The 21899-nt window shown below is 71.9% G+C and carries 15 protein-coding genes and 1 riboswitch; of the genes, 6 read left to right on the forward strand and 9 right to left on the reverse strand.

Annotated features, from left to right (window positions below; all coding sequences use genetic code 11):
• Window positions 1-383: 383 nt before the first annotated feature.
• The 4 genes from ACWBNA_RS44040 to ACWBNA_RS44055 form a co-directional block, all read right to left on the reverse strand.
• Window positions 384-1550, reverse strand: a complete 1167-nt coding sequence (locus tag ACWBNA_RS44040) for a VWA domain-containing protein (RefSeq protein WP_482710241.1) — start codon at window positions 1548-1550, stop codon at window positions 384-386.
• A 49-nt stretch (window positions 1551-1599) separates the two neighbouring features.
• A complete protein-coding gene (locus ACWBNA_RS44045) occupies window positions 1600-1890 on the reverse strand; it encodes a hypothetical protein (RefSeq protein WP_482710242.1) in 291 nt (96 codons plus the stop codon).
• Window positions 1890-4373 (reverse strand): DUF5682 family protein, encoded by a 2484-nt coding sequence (locus ACWBNA_RS44050; protein ID WP_482710243.1) that lies wholly within the window; start codon window positions 4371-4373, stop codon window positions 1890-1892. Before ACWBNA_RS44050 ends, ACWBNA_RS44045 begins: the two co-directional genes overlap by 1 nt.
• Window positions 4374-4952: 579 nt before the next feature.
• Window positions 4953-6083, reverse strand: a complete 1131-nt coding sequence (locus tag ACWBNA_RS44055) for an ATP-binding protein (RefSeq protein ID WP_482710244.1) — start codon at window positions 6081-6083, stop codon at window positions 4953-4955.
• A gap of 145 nt (window positions 6084-6228) precedes the next feature.
• Here ACWBNA_RS44055 and ACWBNA_RS44060 point away from each other — a divergent pair, with 145 nt between their 5' ends.
• Complete coding sequence (locus tag ACWBNA_RS44060) at window positions 6229-7584, forward strand: SWIM zinc finger family protein (protein ID WP_482710245.1); 1356 nt, start codon at window positions 6229-6231, stop codon at window positions 7582-7584.
• A 271-nt stretch (window positions 7585-7855) separates the two neighbouring features.
• Window positions 7856-9478: a DUF5691 domain-containing protein gene (locus ACWBNA_RS44065; RefSeq protein WP_482710247.1), complete on the forward strand. Its 1623-nt coding sequence runs from the start codon at window positions 7856-7858 to the stop codon at window positions 9476-9478.
• A gap of 137 nt (window positions 9479-9615) precedes the next feature.
• Here ACWBNA_RS44065 and icmB read toward each other — a convergent pair whose 3' ends face one another.
• The gene (icmB, locus tag ACWBNA_RS44070; protein ID WP_482710248.1) at window positions 9616-10032 is read right to left on the reverse strand and encodes a coenzyme B12-dependent isobutyryl CoA mutase small subunit; all 417 of its coding nucleotides are present in this window, start codon (window positions 10030-10032) and stop codon (window positions 9616-9618) included.
• Window positions 10033-10535: 503 nt separating this feature from the next.
• Here icmB and ACWBNA_RS44075 point away from each other — a divergent pair.
• Together ACWBNA_RS44075 and ACWBNA_RS44080 are read left to right on the forward strand one after the other, a co-directional pair.
• Window positions 10536-11420: an esterase/lipase family protein gene (locus tag ACWBNA_RS44075; protein ID WP_482710249.1), complete on the forward strand. Its 885-nt coding sequence runs from the start codon at window positions 10536-10538 to the stop codon at window positions 11418-11420.
• 362 nt (window positions 11421-11782) lie between these two features.
• Window positions 11783-13318 carry a M23 family metallopeptidase gene (locus tag ACWBNA_RS44080; protein ID WP_482710256.1) on the forward strand — a complete coding sequence of 512 codons (1536 nt, stop codon included), beginning with the start codon at window positions 11783-11785 and terminating at the stop codon, window positions 13316-13318.
• Between the two features lie 110 nt (window positions 13319-13428).
• On the opposite strand, the gene pcrA is transcribed toward ACWBNA_RS44080, so the two are convergent.
• A complete protein-coding gene (gene pcrA, locus ACWBNA_RS44085; protein ID WP_482710250.1) occupies window positions 13429-15915 on the reverse strand; it encodes a DNA helicase PcrA in 2487 nt (828 codons plus the stop codon).
• Between the two features lie 352 nt (window positions 15916-16267).
• Window positions 16268-16435: riboswitch (cyclic di-AMP (ydaO/yuaA leader) on the forward strand.
• Window positions 16436-16443: 8 nt separating this feature from the next.
• Between pcrA and ACWBNA_RS44090 the strand changes: the two genes are divergently transcribed.
• Window positions 16444-17625, forward strand: a complete 1182-nt coding sequence (locus ACWBNA_RS44090; RefSeq protein WP_482710251.1) for a C40 family peptidase — start codon at window positions 16444-16446, stop codon at window positions 17623-17625.
• 51 nt (window positions 17626-17676) lie between these two features.
• Here ACWBNA_RS44090 and ACWBNA_RS44095 read toward each other — a convergent pair whose 3' ends face one another.
• On the reverse strand, window positions 17677-18030 hold the full coding sequence (locus tag ACWBNA_RS44095; protein ID WP_482710252.1) for a hypothetical protein: 354 nt from the start codon (window positions 18028-18030) through the stop codon (window positions 17677-17679).
• A 476-nt stretch (window positions 18031-18506) separates the two neighbouring features.
• On the opposite strand from ACWBNA_RS44095, the gene ACWBNA_RS44100 reads away from it, so the two are divergent.
• A complete protein-coding gene (locus ACWBNA_RS44100; protein ID WP_482710253.1) occupies window positions 18507-19571 on the forward strand; it encodes a C40 family peptidase in 1065 nt (354 codons plus the stop codon).
• Between the two features lie 31 nt (window positions 19572-19602).
• On the opposite strand, the gene ACWBNA_RS44105 is transcribed toward ACWBNA_RS44100, so the two are convergent.
• The gene (locus ACWBNA_RS44105) at window positions 19603-20325 is read right to left on the reverse strand and encodes a LuxR C-terminal-related transcriptional regulator (protein ID WP_482710254.1); all 723 of its coding nucleotides are present in this window, start codon (window positions 20323-20325) and stop codon (window positions 19603-19605) included.
• Window positions 20322-21647 (reverse strand): ATP-binding protein, encoded by a 1326-nt coding sequence (locus ACWBNA_RS44110; RefSeq protein WP_482710255.1) that lies wholly within the window; start codon window positions 21645-21647, stop codon window positions 20322-20324. The genes ACWBNA_RS44105 and ACWBNA_RS44110 overlap by 4 nt, the downstream gene beginning before the upstream one ends.
• Window positions 21648-21899 lie beyond the last annotated feature (252 nt).

Genomic DNA, 21899 nt, shown 5'->3' on the forward strand with positions numbered 1-21899 from the left:
GAAGCAACGGACTTCGTCGACGTCGCCGACAGCGCCCCGTCCGCCGCATGCGCCTGCCCTCCGCAGAGGAACCCGAGCGCGAACAACCCGCCCACCAGCACGGCCACTTGCAGCGCACGCCGCCCGGCCGCCGTACGCATCACGCGCAGGGCGGCACCGGAAAGAACGGCTGGCGAGGTCAAGAGGGGGAGGTTCCTCCCGTGCGGAACAAGCGGAGCGCAACGCGCCGCTGACAGGCGCGTTGATCCTCGCACGGCACTCCCGAGGTTGCGCAAGTCCCCTGTTACCGATGCGTAGGCATGTCCGGTTTGCCGACCCGGGTCGTCCGACAATGCAGGTCAACGGGTCGACAAATCACCGGCAAGCCACCACGCGTTGGCCCCTCACGCACTCTCCGGTATCGGCAACGGCCGCTTCTCGATCGCCGCCGCCATCACCTCCGGAAACAGATCCGGCGTACAGGCGAAGGCCGGTGCCCCCAGTCCGGCGAGCGCGGCCGCGTGCTCCCGGTCGTACGCGGGCGCCCCCTCGTCCGACAGGGCCAGCAGCGTCACGAACTGCACCCCCGATGCCTTCATCGCCGCGACCCGCTTGAGCATCTCGTTCCGTATGCCCCCTTCGTAGAGGTCGCTGATCAGTACGACCACGGTCTCCGCGGGCCGCGTGATCTGCGACTGGCAGTAGGCCAGCGCCCGGTTGATGTCGGTGCCGCCGCCGAGCTGGGTCCCGAACAGGACATCGACCGGGTCGTCCAGCTGGTCGGTGAGGTCGACGACCGCCGTGTCGAAGACGACCAGCCGCGTACTGATCGACCGCATGGACGCCAGCACCGCCCCGAACACCGACGCGTAGACGACGGACGCCGCCATCGACCCCGACTGGTCGATGCAGAGGATGACTTCCTTCTTCACGGACTGGGACGCCCGCCCGTACCCGATGAGCCGCTCCGGCACGATCGTCCGGTACTCCGGCAGGTAGTGCTTGAGGTTGGCCGCGATCGTGCGGTTCCAGTCGATGTCGTGGTGGCGCGGCCGGTTGATCCGAGCGCTGCGGTCGAGCGCGCCGGTGAGGGTGGCCCGGGTACGGCTCGCCAGTCGCTTCTCCAGGTCCTCGACGACCTTGCGCACCACCGCCCGTGCCGTCTCCTTCGTGATCTCCGGCATCGCCTTGTTGAGGGAGAGGAGCGTGCCGACGAGGTGCACGTCGGCCTCCACCGCCTCCAGCATCTCCGGTTCGAGCAGCAGGGTGGACAGCCCCAGCCGGTCGATGGCGTCGCGCTGCATGATCTGCACGACGGAGGAGGGGAAGTAGGTCCGGATGTCCCCCAGCCAGCGCGCCACGGCCGGCGCCGACGCCCCGAGCCCCGCCGAACGGTCCCGCCCCGCCGGCCCCTTGTCCGCCTTGCCGTAGAGCGCGGCCAGCGCCCCGTCCATGGCGGCGTCCTGCCCGGACAGCGCGCATCCGGTGCCGTCGGCCGCGTCGCCCCCGAGGACGAGCCGCCAGCGCCGCAGCCGCTCCTGCGCCGGGTCGACGATCAGCTCCGCCGTCATCCCGCCCCTCCTCCGCGCTCGCAGATCACCCGTCCCACCGACCCGTTCGTCATCCCCGCACCCCCGCACAAAGCCGTTCCCAGAGCGGAACCACCGGTACGGTCGTGGTCGTGGTCGTGGTCGGTCCGTCCGCCGCCCCGCACCCGTGCCCGGCCCGGACCGTCGCCACCGACTCGCCCGGCTGCATCGGCTCCCTCAGCTGCCTCGGTTCGCTCGGCCGGCCGGCCGTCGTGTGCGCCGTAGCCGTCATGTGCGCCGTAGCCGTCATGGCCGTCGTGTTCGCCATGGCCGTCATGGCCGTCGTGTTCGCCATGGCCGTCGCGGCCGTCACGGTCGTCATCACGCCACCCCCACAAGGTCGTTGTCGTCGGTGCTGCCCGCCTCGCCGTCCAACCCCAGCAGCAGCCGCACCACCGGCAGCACCGCGTCCGCACGCTCGCTGTGGAGGTCGGCTCCGAAGCCGGGTATCCCGGTCCCGGTCGGCGCCCCGCTGCCCCGCTGTCCCGGCCCGCGTCGGATCAACTCGCCCAGGGTTCGGCGCACCCCCGATTCGTACGCCGAGAAGGTCCGCCGCAGCAGAGGCAGCACGTCCGTGAACGCCTCCGCCGGCACGCCCGTCAGCCATGCGTCGACCAGGCCGAGCAGCCGCTCGTCGTGCACGAGCAGCATTCCGCCGCCGGAGCCGCCGCCGACGAAGCCCTCGATCCACGCGGCCGCGTCGCCCGGCGGCGTGCCCGGCGACAGCACGAGTCCCATGAGCCGTGCCGCGTCGCCCTGGGCCAACTCCCCTTCGTCCAGCAGCAGCCGCACGGCCCGCCCCCGGACGACACCGGGCACGGTGTCCCGCCCGGACAGCACCCGCAGCACGCCGTACCAACGCTCCCGCAGGTCGCCGTGGGTAGCCGCGGAGGCCTCGCCCAGCAGTCCCACCGCCCCGTGCACCGCTTCGACATGGCGCCGCATCTCCTCGGCCGCGTCGGCGTCGAGTGCGGCACAGGCCGGGGGCAGGCCGACGAAGATCCGTTCGGCGAGGCCCGCGGCGACCTCTGTCAGGGCGCCGGTGTTCGTGCCGCGCACGTCGCCGTAGCGGAGGGAGCGGACCAGTGCGGGCAGGGCCTGGGCGAGGTGGCCGACGTCGGTGTCCAGCGCCGCGCGGTCGGCGAGGATCCGCATCACCGTCGGCAGTGCGTCCGGCAGTTCGGCCAGCAGGCAGCGCTCGGCGAGGGCGGTGACGTCGGCGAGGGCCTGTGCGGAGACGGCGTCCGCCTCGGCCTTGGCGGTCGCGGCGCCGAGCACGGTCGTGCCCCAGACCCCGGCCTCCGCGACCCGCACGGACAGCTCCGGCTCCCACCGCAGCCGCCACGTCTCCCGGAACGTGCCCGTACTTCCGCGCGAGGCCACCGGCTCGCCCCACCCCACGCCCAGCAGCCGCAGCCGGTGCAGCAGCCTGCTGCGCTCGGCGTCGGTGTCCTTGCGCAGGTCGAGCTCCAACTCCCGCTCCAACGCCTCGGGCTTGAGCCGCAGCCGGCGCTGGATCCGGTCGAGGTCCCGCTGCAACGGCACCGCGGGCGCCGCCTGCGGCACCTCACCCAACACGTCCCCCACGACCAGCCGGTCGTGCACCAGCGCCAGCGGCACGTCCGAGCCCTCGCACATCACCGCCCGCACGGCGTCGGTCGTCTCGCTCAGCCCGGGCAGCGGACGCCCGCGCATCGCGGCGAGCGTCTCCGCCAGCCGCACCGCCTCGATGACGTGCGCCGAGGACACGAGCCGGTCCTCGTCCCGCAGCAGGCCCGCCACCTTGGTCAGCCACCGCTCGACCGGCCGGTCCGGCGCGCTGAACAGATGCCCGTACCAGCCGGGCGAGTCGATGCCCGCGCCGTATCCGCTGTGGCGCGACAACCGGCGATGCGTCCACGGCACCCACGTCATCGCCGACTTGACCTTGGGCAGCCCCTTGAGCCGTGCCCGGTCGGCGGCGACGGCGCTCCTCTGCCGCAACGCCGGCACGTGCCAGGCCCCGCACACCACGGCCACGCCGTCCCCGAACTCGCGCTGCGCCGCGCGCATCTGGAGCCGCATGTACGCCTCCCGCACGAGATCCCGGTCCTGCCCCCCGCTCCCGTACGTCTCCCGCAGCGCCCCCATGGCCTCTTCGAGCGCGACGAAGGGCGCGAGGACGTCCCCCTCGCCCGCCCCGCGGTGCTCGACGACGTCCTCCCACCACCGCTCCGGATCGTCATAACCGGCAGCGTCGGCAAGCACCCCGAGCGGATCGACCCGAACATCGGCACCGACCACGGCCTCGTCACCAGGGTCACTGTCGGCCTGACCGCCGTCCCCACCGACGGGCTCGCCGCCTTCCCCGGCCACGGGCTCCCCGGCCGAGGGTCCGCCGTCACCCCCACCGGCGGGCTTCAGCACCCCCTCTCCGGGCTCGTCTTCCCTCCCCCACGCCAAGGTGTGCGTTGCCGGCAGGTCGATGAAACGGGCCGGGACGTCGTGCTCCAGGGCCCAGCGGATCGCGACCCACTCCGGGGAGAACTCGGCCAGCGGCCAGAACGCCGAGCGGCCGGGCTCGTCCACGGCGTGGGCGAGGAGCGCGACCGGCGGCCGCATGTCCTCGTCCGCGGCGAGCGGAATCAGGGCGTCTGCCTCGGGCGGCCCCTCGATCAGCACGACCTTCGGCCGGACCGCGGCCAGTGCCGCCCGCACGGCCCGCGCGGAACCGGGCCCGTGATGCCGAACCCCGAGCAGAAACGGCCCCGCCGCCGGGCCCGTGTTCCCGGACCCCCAGCTTCCGGACCCCTCAGTGCCTGTCACACCGTCCCCCTCGCCTCCGAGTCCACCGCGAATCGTCCTCAATCAGCCCAACGCCCCCACGACACACCGCCACCGACCAACCGCCCCCGCCGGCATCCCCACGTCGCCCCCAGCCCCCGTCGCGCACCACCGCCGTAGCTCTGCCTCCGCTCCCTCCGAGCGCCACCCCCATACGACCGCCCCCGCCCCCGCCGAGCGCCACCCCCAGACGGCCGCCTCCGCCCCCGCCGAGCGCCGCCCCCAGACGGCCGCCTCCGCCCCCGCCGAGCGCCGCCCCCAGACGGCCGCCTCCGCCCCCGCCGAGCGCCGCCCCCAGACGGCCGCCTCCGCCCCCGCCGAGCGCCGCCCCCAGACGGCCGCCTCCGCCCCCGCCGAGCGCCGCCCCCAGACGGCCGCCTCCGCCCCCGCCGAGCGCCACCCCCGGACGACCACCCACCATCACGGCGCAAGCCGCCGCCACAGGGCCCCGCACACCCCCGACGTGCACCGCCTCCATTCGGGCACCCACCGGACAGAGGGCCGCCCCCGCCCGCCCGTTCCCCTTCGGGCCTCCGCCCCGGCGCCCCCTCCCGGCATCGTTCACGAGCTCACCTCCCGGCAGGCCCGGTAGAAGTCCTTCCAGCCGTCCCGCTCGCGGACGACCGCTTCCAGGTACTCCTGCCAGATGACGCGGTCGGCCGCCGGATCGCGGACGACGGCGCCGAGGATGCCCGCGGCGACGTCGCCGGCCCGCAGAACGCCGTCGCCGAAGTGGGCAGCCAGCGCGAGGCCGTTGGTGACGACGGAGATCGCCTCGGCCGTCGAGAGCGTGCCGCTCGGCGACTTCAGCTTCGTACGGCCGTCTGACGTGACGCCGTCGCGCAGCTCGCGGAAGACGGTCACGACGCGGCGGATCTCGTCGATGCCGTCGGGCGCGGCGGGCAGGTCGAGGGAGCGGCCGAGCTGGTCGACGCGTCGCGAGACGATGTCGACCTCGGCCTCGACGCTCTCCGGCAGCGGCAGCACGACCGTGTTGAAGCGGCGGCGCAGGGCGCTGGACAGGTCGTTGACCCCGCGGTCTCGGTCGTTGGCGGTCGCGATCACGTTGAAGCCGCGGACCGCCTGCACCTCCTGGCCCAGTTCCGGTATCGGCAGCGTCTTCTCCGACAGGATCGTGATGAGCGTGTCCTGTACGTCGGCCGGGATACGGGTCAGTTCCTCGATCCGGGCCGTCATCCCCTCCGCCATGGCCCGCATGACCGGGCTGGGGACGAGGGCGTCGCGGCTCGGGCCGTGCGCGAGCAACTGCGCGTAGTTCCAGCCGTACCGGATCGCCTCCTCCGGGGTGCCGGCGGTGCCCTGCACCAGCAGCGTCGAGTCGCCGCTGACCGCGGCTGCGAGGTGCTCGGACACCCAGGTCTTGGCGGTTCCGGGCACACCGAGCAGGAGCAGGGCGCGGTCGGTGGCGAGGGTGGTGACGGCGACCTCGACGAGCCGGCGAGGGCCCACGTACTTCGGTGTGATCACCGTGCCGTCGGGCAGGGTGCCGCCGAGCAGGTAGGTGGCGACGGCCCACGGGGACAGCTTCCAGCGGGCCGGGCGCGGTCGGTCGTCCTGCCGCGCGAGTGCGCCGAGTTCGTCGGCGAAGGCGTCCTCGGCGTGCGGCCGCAACGCGACGGTGGGCTCCTCGTCAGGTACTTCGACAGACATCGGTTCCACGGACACAGACATGGCTGAGGCCCCCTCCAGCTCGGCCGGTTCGGATCTGGTACCAACCGTGCACCACGCCACTGACAATGCGATCTGACCTGCGGAAACGGCCCAGCGGAGGTGTTCGCCGGACCGATTGTCAGTGGCGGGATCTACCTTCGGTGTCATGACTCAGCAGGGGGTGCGCTGGAGTGCGGATCAGGTGCTGGCACTGGCGCCTGACGCCGCATCACGCAAAGCGGGAAGCAAACTCGGTGCGGCCGGCCCGTGGTCCGAGACGGGCAGTGCTGACGAGGGGACGGTGTGGGGGCTGTGCAAGGGCAGTGGCAGCAAGCCGTATCAGACGGTCGTCGACGTCGCGGACCCGTCGGGCCCGGCGTACAAGTGCAGTTGTCCGAGCCGCAAGTTCCCGTGCAAGCACGCGCTCGGGCTGCTGCTTCTCTGGGCGGGCGGGGACGGTGTGGTGCCGTCCCCGCAACCGCCGGACTGGGCCGGGGAGTGGATAGAGGGGAGAAAGAGGCGCGCGACGGAGAAACGGGCGGCGGGCGCGGCCGGTTCCTCGACGGGCTCCGGTGATCCGGAGGCGGCGCGGCGCAGGGCGGAGCGCCGGGCCGAGCGGATCACCGCGGGCGCGACGGAACTGGAGCAGCGGCTGGCGGACCTGTTGCGCGGCGGCCTCGCGGGCGCGGAGCAGGCGGGCTACGGACTGTGGGAGGAGACGGCGGCCCGCATGGTCGACGCCCAGGCTTCCGGACTGGCCGCGCGGGTGCGGGAGTTGGGGGCGATCCCGTCGTCCGGTCCCGGCTGGCCGGTGCGGCTGTTGGAGGAGTGCGCTCTCCTCCACCTCCTCGACCAGGGCTGGCTGCGCCGGGAGCGCCTGCCCGACGGCCTGGCGGCGACGGTCCGTTCGAGAATCGGCCTGTCCGCCTCCGCGGACGGCCCGCCGGTGCGGGACCGCTGGCTGGTCCTCGCCCAGTACGACACGGCGGACGCGCGTCTGACAACGCGCCGGATATGGCTGTACGGCGCCGAGTCGGCCCGTACGGCGCTGCTCCTCTCCTACGGCGCCGCCGGCCGCGCACCCGAACTCGCGCTGCCGGTCGGTCTGGCCCTGGATGCGGAGGTCTCCGCCTATCCAGGCAGCGGGCAACAGCGGGCGGCACTCGGCGAGCAGTTCGCGCTGCCCGCTCCCGCGGCGACCCGGCCGCCGGGAGTGACACCGGCCCGGGCGGCCGACCGCTACGGCGAGGCCCTCCGTGACGATCCATGGCTGGATGCCGTCCCGGTGACGCTGGACCGGGTCGTCCCGACCCCGGACGGCGATTCCTGGCAGCTGGCGGACGCCGACGGGGACGAGGCCCTGCCGATCACCCCCACGGCCCGCTCCCGTCCGGGCCTGTGGCGCCTCGTCGCCCTTTCGGGCGGGGCACCCGTGAAGGTCTTCGGCGAGTGCGGCCACCGGGGCTTCACCCCGCTGACGGCCTGGCCGGAGGGGCCGGGCGAGGCGGTACCGCTGTGCTGAACCGACAGGACGAACCCGCCCGGCGGCACCCGCCGAAGCTTGCGACACTCAAGGTAACCAGCCGTGCACTCACCCGGATGACACGCCGTCTCACCAGCACCGTAGGCCCCGTCGGGATGTCCGTACCCCCACCCCCGACAGTCCCACGCCGCACACAACGGTCCGACAATCCGCCCTTTCTCCCCCGATCCACGCATGTGACCCGCCTCACGGGAAACTCGCATCGAGTGAGTCTTCAACCACTCCCAGGCACCGCAAGGAAAGGAACCGAATGAACAGGACCTCCGCTCCTGCGGACGCGCCCGCGCCGGGCGCCTGGGAGGAACTTGTCACGGCGGCGCTGCTCGGCACGGAACGGCGCACACCGCCGGGCTCGGCACCGGGGCGCCGGGCGCCGGTGGCACTGCTGGACGCGGCGGCCGTGGAGACCGTGCGTCGGCGGGCCGGCCTACGGCCGGGGCAGGCGGCCCGGCGTCCGGAACCGGCGGCCCGGGACGCGCGCCCGCCCCTGCCCGCCGCGGCGGCCCGCCGACTGGCGATGCTTCTGGCCGACCGCCCCGGCACCGGTGGCGGCGGACGCAGAGGCACGGCACCGGACCTGATGGAACTGCTGCCGCAGTGGCTGGCGACGGCGAACAGCCGTGGCTACGCCGCACCCCCCGAGATGCTGCCCGCCCTCCTGGACGCGGCCCGCGGGCGTACGGACCTGCGTCCGGCGGCGCTGGCCTTCGCCGGTCCGCGTGCCGTGTGGCTCGCCCGGCTGAACCCGGACTGGCGGTTCGCCCTGCGCGCGACGCCGGGCGGGGGCGCGGCACTGCCGCCCTCCGAGGACACCGGCAAGATCCGGCAGCTGTGGCAGGAGGGTCTGTTCGCCGAGCGGGTCGCCCTGCTCTCCGCGATACGCGCCCGCGAACCCGCTGCCGCGCGAGAGCTGCTCGCGGCGACCTGGTCGACGGAGCGGGCCGAGGACCGGCTGATGTTCCTCGACTCCCTGCGCACGGGCCTGACCGCGGCGGACGAGCCGTTCCTGGAGCAGGCGCTGTCCGACCGGAGCCGCAACGTACGGTCCACGGCCGCGGAGCTGCTGTCGGCACTGCCGGGTTCGGCGCTCGCGGCCCGGATGGCGGTCCGTGCCGGGGCGTGCGTGGCCGTCGACCACACGGGGGCCGCGCCGACCCTGGCGGTCGAGGCACCGCACGAGTGCGACGCGAGCATGGAGCGCGACGGCGTAGTACCCAAGCCGCCGACGGGCCGTGGCGAACGGTCCTGGTGGTTCGGCCAGCTGGTGGAGGCGACACCGCTCACCACCTGGTCGGCTCGTCTCGGCGGCCGTACGCCCCGGGGGATCGTGGCCCTGCCGGTCGCGGACGACTGGCAGGGCGAACTGCACGCGGCGTGGTGCCGGGCGGCGGTGCGCCAGCGGGACGCGGAGTGGGCACGGGCGCTGCTCGGGGCGCCCGCCGCACCCGAGGCCGGCGGCCCCGGCGCGGTGTCACTGGCCGAGCGCGCCAAGCTGCTCGGCACGCTCGGCTCCGCCGAACGGGCCGAGTGGGTGGCCGGGTTCATCTCGGTCCACGGCCTGTCCGAGGCGTTCCAGCTGCTCGGGGTGTGTGCGGTGCCGTGGGCCGCGCCACTGGGCCGGGCCGTCGTGGACGCGCTCAACATCGCACGGGATGCGGGGAGTTACCCATGGAGCTTCAGCGGAGTGATGGGGCTGGCCGAGCGTTGCCTGGACCCCTCCGAAGCGAGCCGCCTCACCGGCCTGCTGGCGGTGCCGGACGAACCGGAGGACGCGTCTCCGGGGGCCGGGGGCTACTGGGCGGAGGCCTTCCAGCGCCTGGTGACCACGTTGCGGCTGCGGGCGGCGATGGCCGAGGAGCTGGAGGCGGCGTAGGGGGCGGGCCGACCTGGGCCGCATCGACCCCTCGGGCGCGCGGCCCGGCGCTTGCCGACTGCCACCCACGCCCACCCACGCCGCCCCCGGGGCACGACTGCCCGCCGCGGCACGACTGCCCGCGACGGTGCGGGCGCCTACGCGCCGGCCGGCTGCTGCACGTGCGCGCGAACCCAGTCCACGATCGACTGCGTCGTCGCACCGGGCGTGAAGATCTCCGCGACGCCCTTCTCCTTCAGCGGAGCGATGTCCCCCTCGGGGATGATCCCGCCGCCGAAGACGAGGATGTCCTCCGCTTCGCGCTCCTTGAGCAGGCCGATCACGGCCGCGAAGAGCGTGTTGTGCGCCCCGGAGAGGATCGAGAGGCCGATCGCGTCGGCGTCCTCCTGGATCGCGGTGTCGACGATCTGCTCCGGGGTCTGGTGGAGCCCGGTGTAGATCACCTCCATACCGGCGTCGCGCAGCGCTCGCGCGATGACCTTGGCCCCGCGATCGTGGCCGTCGAGCCCCGGCTTGGCCACCACCACGCGGATCGGACCGGCTGCCACACCCATCACTGCCTCCATGAAGCGACTACATCCATCCGTACCGACAAGTACCGCACCGGCCGGGAAAGTGAACGAACGTTATCGCCAGCATCCCGCAACCGGCAGTTTCGCGGTGGATACCGAGGGGGAAATCACACGGTGGGACACGTTCGGGAGCCGCAACGAGGTCGTCTCACCGCCGCGCCGCAGGCCGCGCGCCGCGGCGGTGAGACGCTTCGGCGAGGGCACGAAAGGCACGCAGGGCAGGTAAGGCACGACAGCGGGGAGCCTCGTCGCCACACGGGCAGGGAACCTCGTCACGTCATCGGCGCAACAACAGCACCATCAACACCACAGGCACCACCAGCCGCGACAACACACGCCACATCGGCGATCCTGGAATCACGCGCCGCGCACCATCCTCACCCCACGTGCCCCACTCGCGCTCCGTCGAGGACCTCCGCCACGCCTCCCCACAAGGGCACCCGGGGGACAGAGCCGTCCTCCAGCGTGCCGACAGGAGGTCGGCCATGAAGGTCACCGGGGCAACGCTGCCCTTTCTTCCGCTCTGCCAGCGTCTTCTCCCGGGCAAGCTCCCGGGAAGGCTGGCGGGTCTGTCCGTGGCACTCCTGAAGGCGACCGCCCTGGAGATCGCGATCCTCGCGGGCCATCTGCTCCTCTACCCCTCCGGCATCATCCAGGAGCGCCGGTCCCCCCTGCCTCAGCTCCCCTCTCCGGACGACGCCGGCACACCCCAGTTGCCCACGGAGGCCAAGCCGCCGGTCGTCCTGCTGCACGGCTTCATCGACAACCGCTCGGTCTTCGTCCTGCTGCGCCGCAGCCTCTCCCAGCACGGCAGGCAGCAGATCGAGTCGCTCAACTACTCGCCGCTGACCTGCGACATCCGTACCGCGGCGGAGCTGCTCGGCCGGCACATAGAGGAGATCTGCGAGCGCACGGGCCACGGCCAGGTCGACATCGTCGGGCACAGCCTCGGCGGGCTGATCGCGCGCTACTACGTCCAGCGGCTCGGCGGCGACCTCCGCGTCCGGACGCTGGTGACCCTCGGCACCCCGCACTCGGGCACCCGGGTGGCGCGGCTGGCGAACGCGCACCCGATCGTGCGGCAGATGCGCCCCGGTTCGGAGCTGATCGAGGAGCTGACCCGCCCCGCACCCGGCTGCCGTACGCACTTCGTCAGCTTCTGGAGCGACCTCGACCACCTGATGGACCCGCTGGAGGCCGCCTGCATCGACCATCCCGACCTGTCCGTACAGAACGTCCGGGTGAGCGGCGTCGGACATCTCGCCCTGCCCGTGCATCCCGCCGTCGCGACCGGGATACGGCAGGTGCTCGACACGGCACGGACGGCAGCGGAGGCCGACCCGCACACAGACGGTCTGACAGTGGCGTAACAGCGGCCGGACAACAGCCCGGGAAGCCGCCACGGGCGAGAGCCGCACACAAGCCACAAACAGGCCACGGACAAGCCACGGACAACTCGCGGACAAGCCACAGGCACCCCGCGAACAAGCCGCAGACAAGCCGCAGACGGCCCAGCCGAAGACCCCGGACATCGAACATTCTTCGAACACAGGGCCAAACCCGCGCCCGCAGTCCCCCGAAACACGGCCGAATGCCCGTTTCCTTCAAGCACGAAACCTGACGAAGATTGTCGTGCCCGCATACCGCCGGGTACAGTCACCGCACTGCTCTGCCAGCCCCTGTTGTCGAGGCGAAAGAGAAGTTGGTGAACGACCGTCACCCGTCGGGGACCATGACCACCCCGACTCCGGCTTCCGAAGCCGCCTCGGCGCACTACGCGTCGTACGGCACCCAGGAAGTCCAGCACGGCGACTTCACCACGTATGCCAACTACGACGCCACAGGTTTCGACACGGGTTCGGGCGCCGGTTTCGACACCACCGGCCAGGCCACCACCTCCTTCGAGGCCGACCCCCTGTTCGGCTGTCTTCCCGGCGACGGCACGGGCTCGTACGACACCACGGCATGGTCGACGGGCCGTCAGCAGACCCCGAACTACGACGCGTACGCGGCCCAGCACCACGCCGCCTACGACACCGGCGCGTACGACACCACCGCCTGGACCGGCGAGCACCAGCAGCTCTCCGCGATCCCGCCGCAGGCCACGAGCCCCGACGCCAGCGGCCAGTGGGACGCGAGCGCCTGGCTCCAGCCCGACCAGTCCTGCGCCGGCCCGGCCGACCAGACCCAGCACTGGGAATGGGGCACGCAGGCCTTCGACACGGGCGCCTACGACGCCACGCAGTGGAACTCCGACGGCGGCGCCTCCACGACGGCCCACGACGAGTACGAGCAGCAGGCGGCGACGGCCACCTTCGAGCAGGTCGCTTACCACGATGCCTACGACGAGCCGTACAACGAAAACGTTTCGCACGACGGCGAGTTGACCGGTGCCGGCACTGGCACCGCGACCGGCGCCACGCCCGCCACCGCCGACGCGCACCTCCTGGACGACCAGGAGGAAGTCACCACGGCGCCCGCCCCGGCCGCGGCACCCGCCCCTTCTTCTCGCGCCGCCGCCCGCGGCGCGTCCCGTTCCCGCCGTCGTACGCCCCCCAAGCGCTCGGCGCTGCTGACGGTGGCCGTCCCCTCGGCCTGTGTCATGGGCGTCGTGGGGATCGCCGCCGCGTCCGTCAGCGCGCTGGCCGACGAGGGCAGCGACACGACGACGACCGCGGCGGACGCGACCGCCGTCAAGCCGTCCGCGGCGAACAACAAGCTGGACACCCAGCTGAAGAGCCTGTCCGCCGGCGCCGACGACTTCGCCGACCGGGCCAGCCGTACGCAGGAACGTATCGACCTCAAGGCCCAGCAACTCGCGGAGAAGAAGAAGGCGGCCGCGGAGGCGGCGCGCAAGGAGCGGCTGCGGCCCAAGTACGCGCTGCCGGTCGCGCAGCGCGGCCTCAGCGCCTACTACGGCCAGTCCGGCATCAACTGGATGTCCGTGCACACCGGCATCGACTTCCCGGTCTCCTACGGCACGACCGTGATGGCCGCCACCGACGGCACCGTGCGCACGCAGTGGAACAGCGCGTACGGCAACATGATGATCGTGACCGCGAAGGACGGCACGGAGACGTGGTACTGCCACCTCTCCAGCTACCGCGTCGCCTCCGGTACGACCGTGAAGGCCGGCGACCCGATCGCGTACTCCGGCAACTCCGGCAACTCGACCGGCCCGCACCTGCACTTCGAGGTACGGCCGGCGGGCGGCTCGGCCATCGACCCGCTGCCGTGGCTGCGCAGCCACGGTATCGACCCGACGTAGGACGTGGACCCGGCGTAGGAGGTGAGAGGGCCGCCCCAGGCTGTCCCTCAGATCGACAGCCCGGGCAGATCGACCGCCCCCGGGCCCTGCTCCCGCAAGGGCCCCTTCTCCTACAACTTCTCCACCGGCGCGTACCGCAGCAGCAGCCGCTTCGGCTTGGTGTCCCCGAAGTCGATCGTCGCCTCGGCGTTGCCGCCCGTGCCCTTCACTCCCACGACCGTGCCGAGCCCGAACTGGTCGTGTGTCACCCGGTCCCCGACCGCCAGCGACACGGTCGGCTTCTCCGAGGTCCGGCGGGTGGCGAAGCCGGAGGCGCCCGAGGCCGACGAGCGGGAGCGGGAGGACGACAGCGAGGCCGCCACCCCGGACGCCGGACCGGAGGACATCGGCGCCATGGCACCGGTGCGCTTCCAGTCGACGTGCTGGGCCGGGATCTCCTCCAGGAACCGCGAGGGCGGGTTGTACGACGGCTGTCCCCACGCGCTGCGCATCGACGACCGGGTCAGGTACAGCCGTTCCCGCGCGCGCGTGATGCCGACGTACGCCAGGCGCCGCTCCTCCTCCAGCTCCTTGGCCTGGCCGAGGGCGCGCATGTGCGGGAAGACGCCGTCCTCCATGCCGGTCAGGAAGACGACCGGGAACTCGAGGCCCTTGGCGGTGTGCAGGGTCATCAGGGTGATGACTCCGGAGCCGTCCTCGTCCTCGTCGGGGATCTGGTCGGAGTCGGCGACGAGCGCGACCCGCTCCAGGAACGCGGAGAGCCCGCCCGGGGCCTCGCCCTCCCCGGTCTCCTGCTCGAACTCCAGGGCCACGGCGGCGAGTTCCTGAAGGTTCTCGATGCGGGTCTCGTCCTGCGGGTCGGTGGACGCCTGCAGCTCGGCGAGGTAGCCGGTGCGTTCGAGCACCGCCTCCAGGACGGTCGCCGGGCCCGCTCCGGACTCGACGATCGTCCGGAGGTCCTCCATGAGCGTGTTGAACCGTTTCACGGCGTTCGTGGAGCGCGCGGCCATGCCGTACGCCTCGTCGACGCGCTTGAGCGCCTGCGGGAAGCTGATCTTCTCCCGCTGGGACAGGGCGTCGATCATCGCCTCGGCGCGGTCGCCGATGCCCCGCTTGGGGACGTTCAGGATCCGGCGCAGTGGGACCGAGTCCTCCGGGTTGGCCAGCACCCGCAGGTAGGCCAGGACGTCCCGGACCTCCTTACGCTCGTAGAAGCGGACGCCGCCGACGACCTTGTAGGGCAGGCCGACGCGGATGAAGATCTCTTCGAAGACACGGGACTGGGCGTTCGTGCGGTAGAAGACGGCGACGTCTCCCGCCTTCGCGTCGCCCGCGTCGGTGAGACGGTCTATCTCGTCGGCGACGAACTGCGCCTCGTCGTGCTCGGTGTCGGCGACATAGCCGGTGATGCGCGCGCCCGCGCCCGCGTTGGTCCACAGGTTCTTGGGGCGGCGGGACTCGTTGCGCTCGATGACGGCGTTGGCGACGGTGAGGATCGTCTGGGTGGAGCGGTAGTTCTGCTCCAGGAGGATCGTCGTCGCGTCCGGGTAGTCCTCCTCGAACTGGAGGATGTTGCGGATGGTCGCACCACGGAAGGCGTAGATCGACTGGTCGGCGTCGCCCACCACGCACAGTTCGGCGGGCTGGAGGTCGTCCTCGGCGGGCGGTACGTCCACCGGGTGCTCGGAGGTGCCGACGAGTTCCCGGACGAGGGCGTACTGGGCGTGGTTGGTGTCCTGGTACTCGTCGACGAGGACGTGCCGGAAGCGGCGCCGGTAGTGCTCGGCGACGTCCGGGAAGGCGCGGAGCAGGTTGACCGTCGTCATGATCAGGTCGTCGAAGTCGAGGGCGTTCGCCTCGCGCAGTCGTGACTGGTACATGGCGTACGCCTGGGCGAGGGTCTTCTCGAAGCCGTCGGTGGCCTGGGCGGCGAAGTCCTCCTCGTCGATCAGCTCGTTCTTCAGGTTCGAGACCTTGGCGCTGAAGGACTTCGGCGGGAAGCGCTTGGGGTCGAGGTCCAGGTCACGGCAGACGAGTGCCATCAGACGCTTGCTGTCGGCGGCGTCGTAGATCGAGAAGGAGGAGGTGAAGCCGAGCTTCTTGGACTCCCGGCGCAGGATCCGCACGCACGCGCTGTGGAACGTCATCACCCACATGGCGTTCGCGCGCGGGCCGACGAGCTGCTCGACGCGCTCCTTCATCTCGCCCGCGGCCTTGTTGGTGAAGGTGATCGCGAGGATCTGGCCCGGATGCACCTTCCGCTCGCCCAGCAGGTGGGCGATGCGGTGGGTGAGCACCCGGGTCTTGCCGGAACCGGCGCCGGCCACGATGAGCAGCGGGGTGCCCTGGTGCACGACCGCGGCGCGCTGGTTGTCGTTCAGCCCGTCCAGGAGCGCGGCCGCGTCCACCACCGGGCGCGGGGCGCCGTCACGGTAGTACGCGTCCCGGTCCGGCGGCACGTCGAACTTCCCGCCGAACAGATCGTCCGGAACCGGTTCCGGTACGTGGTCGTCCTCGGGGGGTGGCGGGTGTTCCTCCTCGTGGGCCCGGGGGGCCTGGAGGTTCGCCAGGAAGCTGTCGTCAAAGAGGCTGCTCATCGCTCTCCGAGTCTAGGGCGCCCCACTGACAGCCCGCCGCCGCCCCGAGAACATCGTCTGATTCGGCGGGCTCGGGAGCCGAAGATCTCGCGGAGTCGACCGGCAGGCCGGCTTACCGTTCGCAAAGGTGCCGTCACGTTCCGCGACCGGGCGGGCCGGGCCGGTGGATCGTCGGCCGAAATGCACGCATACCGCAGCGGATCACTCTGGATTGATCTCGGCGCGCGGCAAGCTGACCCAAGGTCACGAAAATGTATCGGGCATATCGCACATCAACCTTCACAGGGGCCACACCAGTTGGCTACCGTGCCGGGCAGGCCGTACGACCCCCTCCGGCGAACGTCGCCGGGCCGCACGGCCTCCGCCGAGTCCGACGCGCCGCCGTGCGCCCGGAGCCGGGGACCCACCGACCTTGGGGTGAATCGGCCCGCGTCCCTCCGGGGAAGGGCCGTAGGGCAAACCTTCCTAACCACCCGCCCGAACCCGACAGCTAACTCGGTAGGCGGAACGTGGAAGGAGTCGCCTCCCTTGGCGTCGCACCGCAAGTCGCGTCCTTCGGGCACGCGCGTAGCAGGTATACGGACCCCCGCCCTTGCCACGGCCGCCCTCACCTCCGTGGCCCTGCTGTCCCAGACGGCCAACGCCGCCCCGTCGGCCGACGACAAACCGAGCCTCGAAGAGGTCGAGAAGAAGGTCGACGACCTGTACCGGCAGGCCGAGTCGGCGACCGACAAGTACAACGCGGCCGAGGAGAAGACCGCCAAGCAGCGCAAGCGCGTCGACACCCTCCTCGACGACGTCGCCAAGCGCACCCAGAGCCTCAACGAGGCGCGGGAGGAACTCGGTTCCTTCGCCGCCGCCCAGTACCGCAGCGGCGCCTCCACCCCCGACACCGCGACCTTCCTGCTCGCGGACTCCCCGCAGGACTACTTCGACCAGACCCAGTTGATGGGCCGACTGACCAATCGCCAGAAGGGCGCGGTCGACGACTACGTCACCGAGCAGTCCGCGACGATGAAGAAGCGACAGGAGGCCACCGAGAGCCTCCAGACGCTCACCGAGTCGCAGGGCGACCTGAAGACGGCCAAGGCCACTGTCCAGAAGAAGCTCGCCGACGCCCGGACGCTGCTCTCGCAGCTGACCGCCGAGGAGAAGGCACGGCTCGCGGCGATCGAGCAGAAGAAGCAGCAGGAGGCCGCGGCCAAGGCGGCCGAGCTGGCACGGCAGCAGGCTGCTGAGCAGAAGGCCCAGGAGGAGGAGGCTCAGCAGGAGTCGAGCAGCGGCTCGTCGAGCTCGTCGCCCTCCACCGCCCCCTCCACGTCCACCTCGACCGCCACGGACTCCTCGTACGCCACCAAGGCCGAGAAGGCGCTCGCCTTCGCCCGCGCCCAGATCGGCAAGCCGTACGTGTGGGGCGCCACCGGCCCCGAGTCCTATGACTGCTCCGGTCTCACCCAGGCCGCCTGGAAGGCCGCCGGCGTCGACATCCCGCGGGTCACCTACGACCAGGTCAACGCCGGCACCACGGTCTCCCTCTCCTCCGCCCAGCCCGGTGACCTGGTCTTCTTCTACGACGACATCAGCCACGTCGGCATCTACATCGGCAACGGCATGATGATCCACGCCCCGAAGCCGGGCGCGTACGTCCGCGAGGAGTCGATCTTCTATGACGGCGAGTCGTCCATCCACAGCGTGGTACGGCCGGCCTGACGTGACGCTCGGGGGCGGTGCCGGCGGCCTACGCCGCCGGCCGGGCCGAGGTCAGGTCCACAGCACCGCGATGAAGATGTTCGCGGTGGTCAGCACGCCCACCAGGGCGAACAGGCCCTTGTCGACCTTCTCCTCGTCACGCTTCACGTAGACGAGCCCGAGGATCACGATCAGCAGGGCCAGCTTCACGCCGATCTTGATGTTGTTGACGGGCTGGTCGTCGGCCTGGTTGAGGCCGACCAGGATGACGCCGGTGACCAGCATCGTCAGCGCCCCGTGCAGCATCGCCGGGACGAAGCGGGCGGTGCCCTGCCCCATCGCCCTCATCTGGGTGAGGAAGCCGCCGAGCAGCGCGGCGATGCCGACGATGTGCAGGCCGACGAAGAGATGGATGAGTACGTCCATGAGCCCGGAGCCTAATCAGGGACCGGGCGGCACCCGACACCGCCCCGCCCCAAGGGCACCTCTCGAGTCCGCCTCCGGTACTGACCGGATCTTGCATATATGCGCCTCATAGCACTCTGCCGCCCCCATAGGTCCCGATTCGGCACATCGGTCATCGCTCTGCGTGAAGTGGACGGCCCCGACGGCGGATCACGGTCGCATCCGGTCACCCGGCGGTCAGCTGGAAGAACTTCCGTACATCGCGTTACCTCACCGTCACTGTCGGGTTTAGCGTCCTCCACCAGGTGACCGGCTCCCCACCGCCGCCCGGGCCAGGGGCGGCAGTCGGCCACCACCGCCGAGAAAGGTCCGGCGGCGGTCCGCTCCCCCTGTGCGGGACGCCGCCGGACGCGTGACCGCCACCGGGCGGGCCGTACGTCCGCTCCGCCTGGCGTTCGTACGGACAAGGCGGTCGTACGAAAGGACGTGCAGTCCACGTGGCAGCGCACCGCAAGCCCCGGCAACGCTCGGTCAGCGGCACCAAGGCCCGCACGGCGGCGACGATCGCCCTCGCCGGCGCGGCGACCGCGACCGGCTTCGACGGGATCGGACACGCCGAACCGCAGCTCACGCCGGCGCAGGTCAAGGCGAAGGTGGACAAGCTCTACCAGGAGGCGGAGGTCGCCACCGAGAAGTACAACGGCGCGAAGGAGAAGGCGGAGGCGGCCCAGGCACGGCTGGCGGCCCTGCGGGACGAGGCGGCGCGCAGGACGGACAGCCTCAACTCTGCGCGGGACTCGCTGGGTTCGATGGCCGCGGCGCAGTACCGCGACGGCGGCCTGGACCCCGCCCTCCAGCTGGCCCTCTCCGACGACCCCGACCGGTACCTGGACGGCGCCGAGTTCGCCGAACGGGCCGGCAACCGCCAGGCCTCGTCCGTCGCGCGCGTACGCGAACAGCTGCGGGAGATCGAGCAGTTGCGCGGCGCCGCCCACATCGAGCTCGCCTCCCTGAAGTCGCGTCAGACGGAGTTGAAGCGGCACAAGAAGACCATCAACGGCAAGCTGGACGCGGCCCGACGGCTGCTGTTCCAGCTGCCGGCCGAGGAGCGGACCCAGCTCGGGGAGAGCGACCCGACCCGCGCCTCACGGGCATCCACGACACCCCGGGACGGCATGGCGGCTCCCGGTTCCGCCACCTCCCAGGCACCCGGCTCCCGCGCCGCGGCCGCCGTCTCCTACGCCTATACCAAGCTCGGCAGCCCCTACGTCTGGGGCGCGACCGGCCCCGACGCCTTCGACTGCTCGGGCCTCATCCAGGCCGCCTACCGCTCCGCCGGACTCTCCCTGCCCCGCACGACGTACGCCCAGATCGACGCCGGCCAACGCGTCTCCCGCTCCGAACTCCTCCCGGGCGACCTGGTGTTCTTCTACTCCGCCGTCAGCCACGTCGGCATCTACGTCGGCAACGGCCAGATGATCCATGCCCCGAACCCGTCGGCGCCGGTGCGACTGGCGCCGATCAGCGAGATGCCGTTCGCGGGGGCGACTCGGGTGGTGTGAGAGTCCCCGCTCCGGCTGCTCACACCAACGGTCACACCAACCGCCGCGCCGTCGCCCACCGGGTCAGCTCGTGCCGGTTCGACAGCTGAAGTTTGCGCAGCACCGCCGACACATGGGACTCGACCGTCTTCACCGAGATGAACAGCTGCTTGGCGATCTCCTTGTACGCGTACCCCCGCGCGATCAGCCGCAGCACCTCACGCTCGCGCTGGGTGAGGCGGTCGAGGTCCTCGTCGACCGGGGGCGCGTCCGTGGAGGCGAAGGCGTCCAGGACGAAGCCGGCGAGCCTCGGGGAGAAGACCGCGTCACCTTCCTGGACACGGAAGATGGAGTTGATCAGGTCCGTACCCGTGATCGTCTTGGTGACGTAGCCCCTCGCGCCGCCGCGGATCACGCCGATCACGTCCTCCGCCGCGTCCGACACGGACAGGGCGAGGAAACGCACCGGCTGCTCGGCGTCGGACATCAACGGGGCGCAGCGCCGCAGGACTTCTACGCCGCCGCCGCCCGGGAGGTGGACGTCGAGCAGGACCACCTCGGGGCGGGTCGCGGTGATGACGGTGACCGCCTGGTCGACGTCGGCGGCCTCGCCGACGACCTCCACGCCGGTCTGCTCGGTCTGGCCGATCTCGGCCTGGACGCCCGTACGGAACATGCGGTGGTCGTCGACGAGGACCACGCGTACGTGGCGCCCGCCCGTGCCTTCGGCCGTCGTGTCCATGGGCTCCGCGTTCCCCTCGGTCGGGTCGCTCATGACGTCTCCGCCCTCTCCATCTCCAGCTCGACCTCCGTGCCACCGTCCGGCACCGCGCGCAGCCGCGCCGTGCCGCCGTTGCGCTCCATGCGGCCGATGATCGATTCTCTGACGCCCATGCGGTCGGCGGGTATCGAGTCGAGGTCGAAGCCGGGGCCGCGGTCCCGGACGGACACGAAGACCGTCTTTCCCTCGACTTCGGCGAAGACCTGGACTGCGCCGCCCTCGCCACCGTACTTGGCGGCGTTCACCATCGCTTCGCGTGCGGCCTGCATCTGTGGCCCGATTCTCTCGTCGAGGGGGCAGTCGCCGACGACGACCACCTCTATGGGGACGCCGTGCTGGTCCTCGACCTCGGCGGCGTTGCGCCGCACCGCGTCGGCGAGGGTGGTGGGCTCGTCGGCCTCGTCCTTGCCGGTGCCCTCGGGCTTGTAGAGCCAGGTGCGCAGGTCGCGCTCCTGGGCGCGGGCGAGGCGGCGCACCTCGCCCGCGTTCTCCGCGTTGCGCTGGATCAGGGTCAGGGTGTGCAGCACCGAGTCGTGGACGTGGGCCGCGACCTCGGCGCGCTCCTGCGCGCGGATGCGCATCAGACGCTCCTCGGAGAGGTCCTGGGTCATGCGCACGAGGTAGGGGCCGGCCAGGAGCGTTATGCCGACGAGGACGGCGAGGGCCGCCTGCAGGACCGAGCCGAGGTGGGCGGCGGAGCCTTGCAGGACGAACATGCCGGAGACGCCGGCGGTGACCAGCAGGACGCCGGCCACGCCACGCAGCAGGGTGAGCGTGCGCCGGCGACGGCCGGCCTCGACCCAGCGGGCCCGGCGGGCGTTGTCCGCCTGGCGCCAGACGAGGGCGACGCCCGCGCCGACGAGGACGACCGGCCAGAGGTACGCCTTGGCGCCGTTGCCGAGGTTCACGTTGCCGACGAAGACCATGGCCACGACGACCATGAGCAGCAGGGCGACGATCTGGCCCTTGTCCGGCCGGCGCGTGACGAGTCTGCGGCGGCCGTCCGCCGAGGTCTCGGTGGCGACGAGGGACGGGGGTCTTTGACCGCCGACGCCACCGACACCCAGCGGTACGAAGAACCAGAACGCGGCATACAGCAGGGCGCCGAGGCCGTCCGCCATGAACAGGCCGACGAAGACGAGTCGCACCCAGATCACCGGCAGGCCGAGATGCCCGGCGAGCCCCCGCGCCACGCCACCGAGCCAGCGACCGTCGCTGCTGCGGTAGAGCTTGCGCGGAGGCCGCGGTTCGACGAGTGGCGCTGTTGCGGCTTCCGGCATGCCATCGATGTTCACACGGCGCGAGGGCCGGGGCATCAGGGTTGTGCCCCGAGACTCCCCTGATCTTCGGCGGGCGGGTCCGTCGAACGCTTCCCCGGCGCCGGCTCAGGGCAGATATCAGGGTCCGGCCAGGGTCGTTCCGACTGCCGCCGCGGCGGTGCGGCAGTCACCATGGACTCATGACCGATCACGAGCACGCCGCGACGGGTCCGGGACCCGGCTCCGGCCCGCGCCCCCTGCCGGGCGCCGGGCCGCAGGATGCCGTGCCCGCCGCGGATGCCGCGCCCG

Source organism: Streptomyces sp. Q2, assembly GCF_056820935.1.

Coding starts and splice junctions, on each gene's coding strand:
- ACWBNA_RS44110 (WP_482710255.1), bottom strand. CDS start 21,647: ATGCCCCGGCCCTCGCGCCGTGTGAACATCGATGGCATGCCGGAAGCC.
- ACWBNA_RS44080 (WP_482710256.1), top strand. CDS start 11,783: ATGACCACCCCGACTCCGGCTTCCGAAGCCGCCTCGGCGCACTACGCG.
- ACWBNA_RS44060 (WP_482710245.1), top strand. CDS start 6,229: ATGACTCAGCAGGGGGTGCGCTGGAGTGCGGATCAGGTGCTGGCACTG.
- ACWBNA_RS44095 (WP_482710252.1), bottom strand. CDS start 18,030: ATGGACGTACTCATCCATCTCTTCGTCGGCCTGCACATCGTCGGCATC.
- ACWBNA_RS44040 (WP_482710241.1), bottom strand. CDS start 1,550: ATGACGGCGGAGCTGATCGTCGACCCGGCGCAGGAGCGGCTGCGGCGC.
- ACWBNA_RS44075 (WP_482710249.1), top strand. CDS start 10,536: ATGAAGGTCACCGGGGCAACGCTGCCCTTTCTTCCGCTCTGCCAGCGT.
- ACWBNA_RS44045 (WP_482710242.1), bottom strand. CDS start 1,890: ATGACGACCGTGACGGCCGCGACGGCCATGGCGAACACGACGGCCATG.
- ACWBNA_RS44055 (WP_482710244.1), bottom strand. CDS start 6,083: ATGTCTGTGTCCGTGGAACCGATGTCTGTCGAAGTACCTGACGAGGAG.
- ACWBNA_RS44065 (WP_482710247.1), top strand. CDS start 7,856: ATGAACAGGACCTCCGCTCCTGCGGACGCGCCCGCGCCGGGCGCCTGG.
- icmB (WP_482710248.1), bottom strand. CDS start 10,032: ATGGGTGTGGCAGCCGGTCCGATCCGCGTGGTGGTGGCCAAGCCGGGG.
- pcrA (WP_482710250.1), bottom strand. CDS start 15,915: ATGAGCAGCCTCTTTGACGACAGCTTCCTGGCGAACCTCCAGGCCCCC.
- ACWBNA_RS44105 (WP_482710254.1), bottom strand. CDS start 20,325: ATGAGCGACCCGACCGAGGGGAACGCGGAGCCCATGGACACGACGGCC.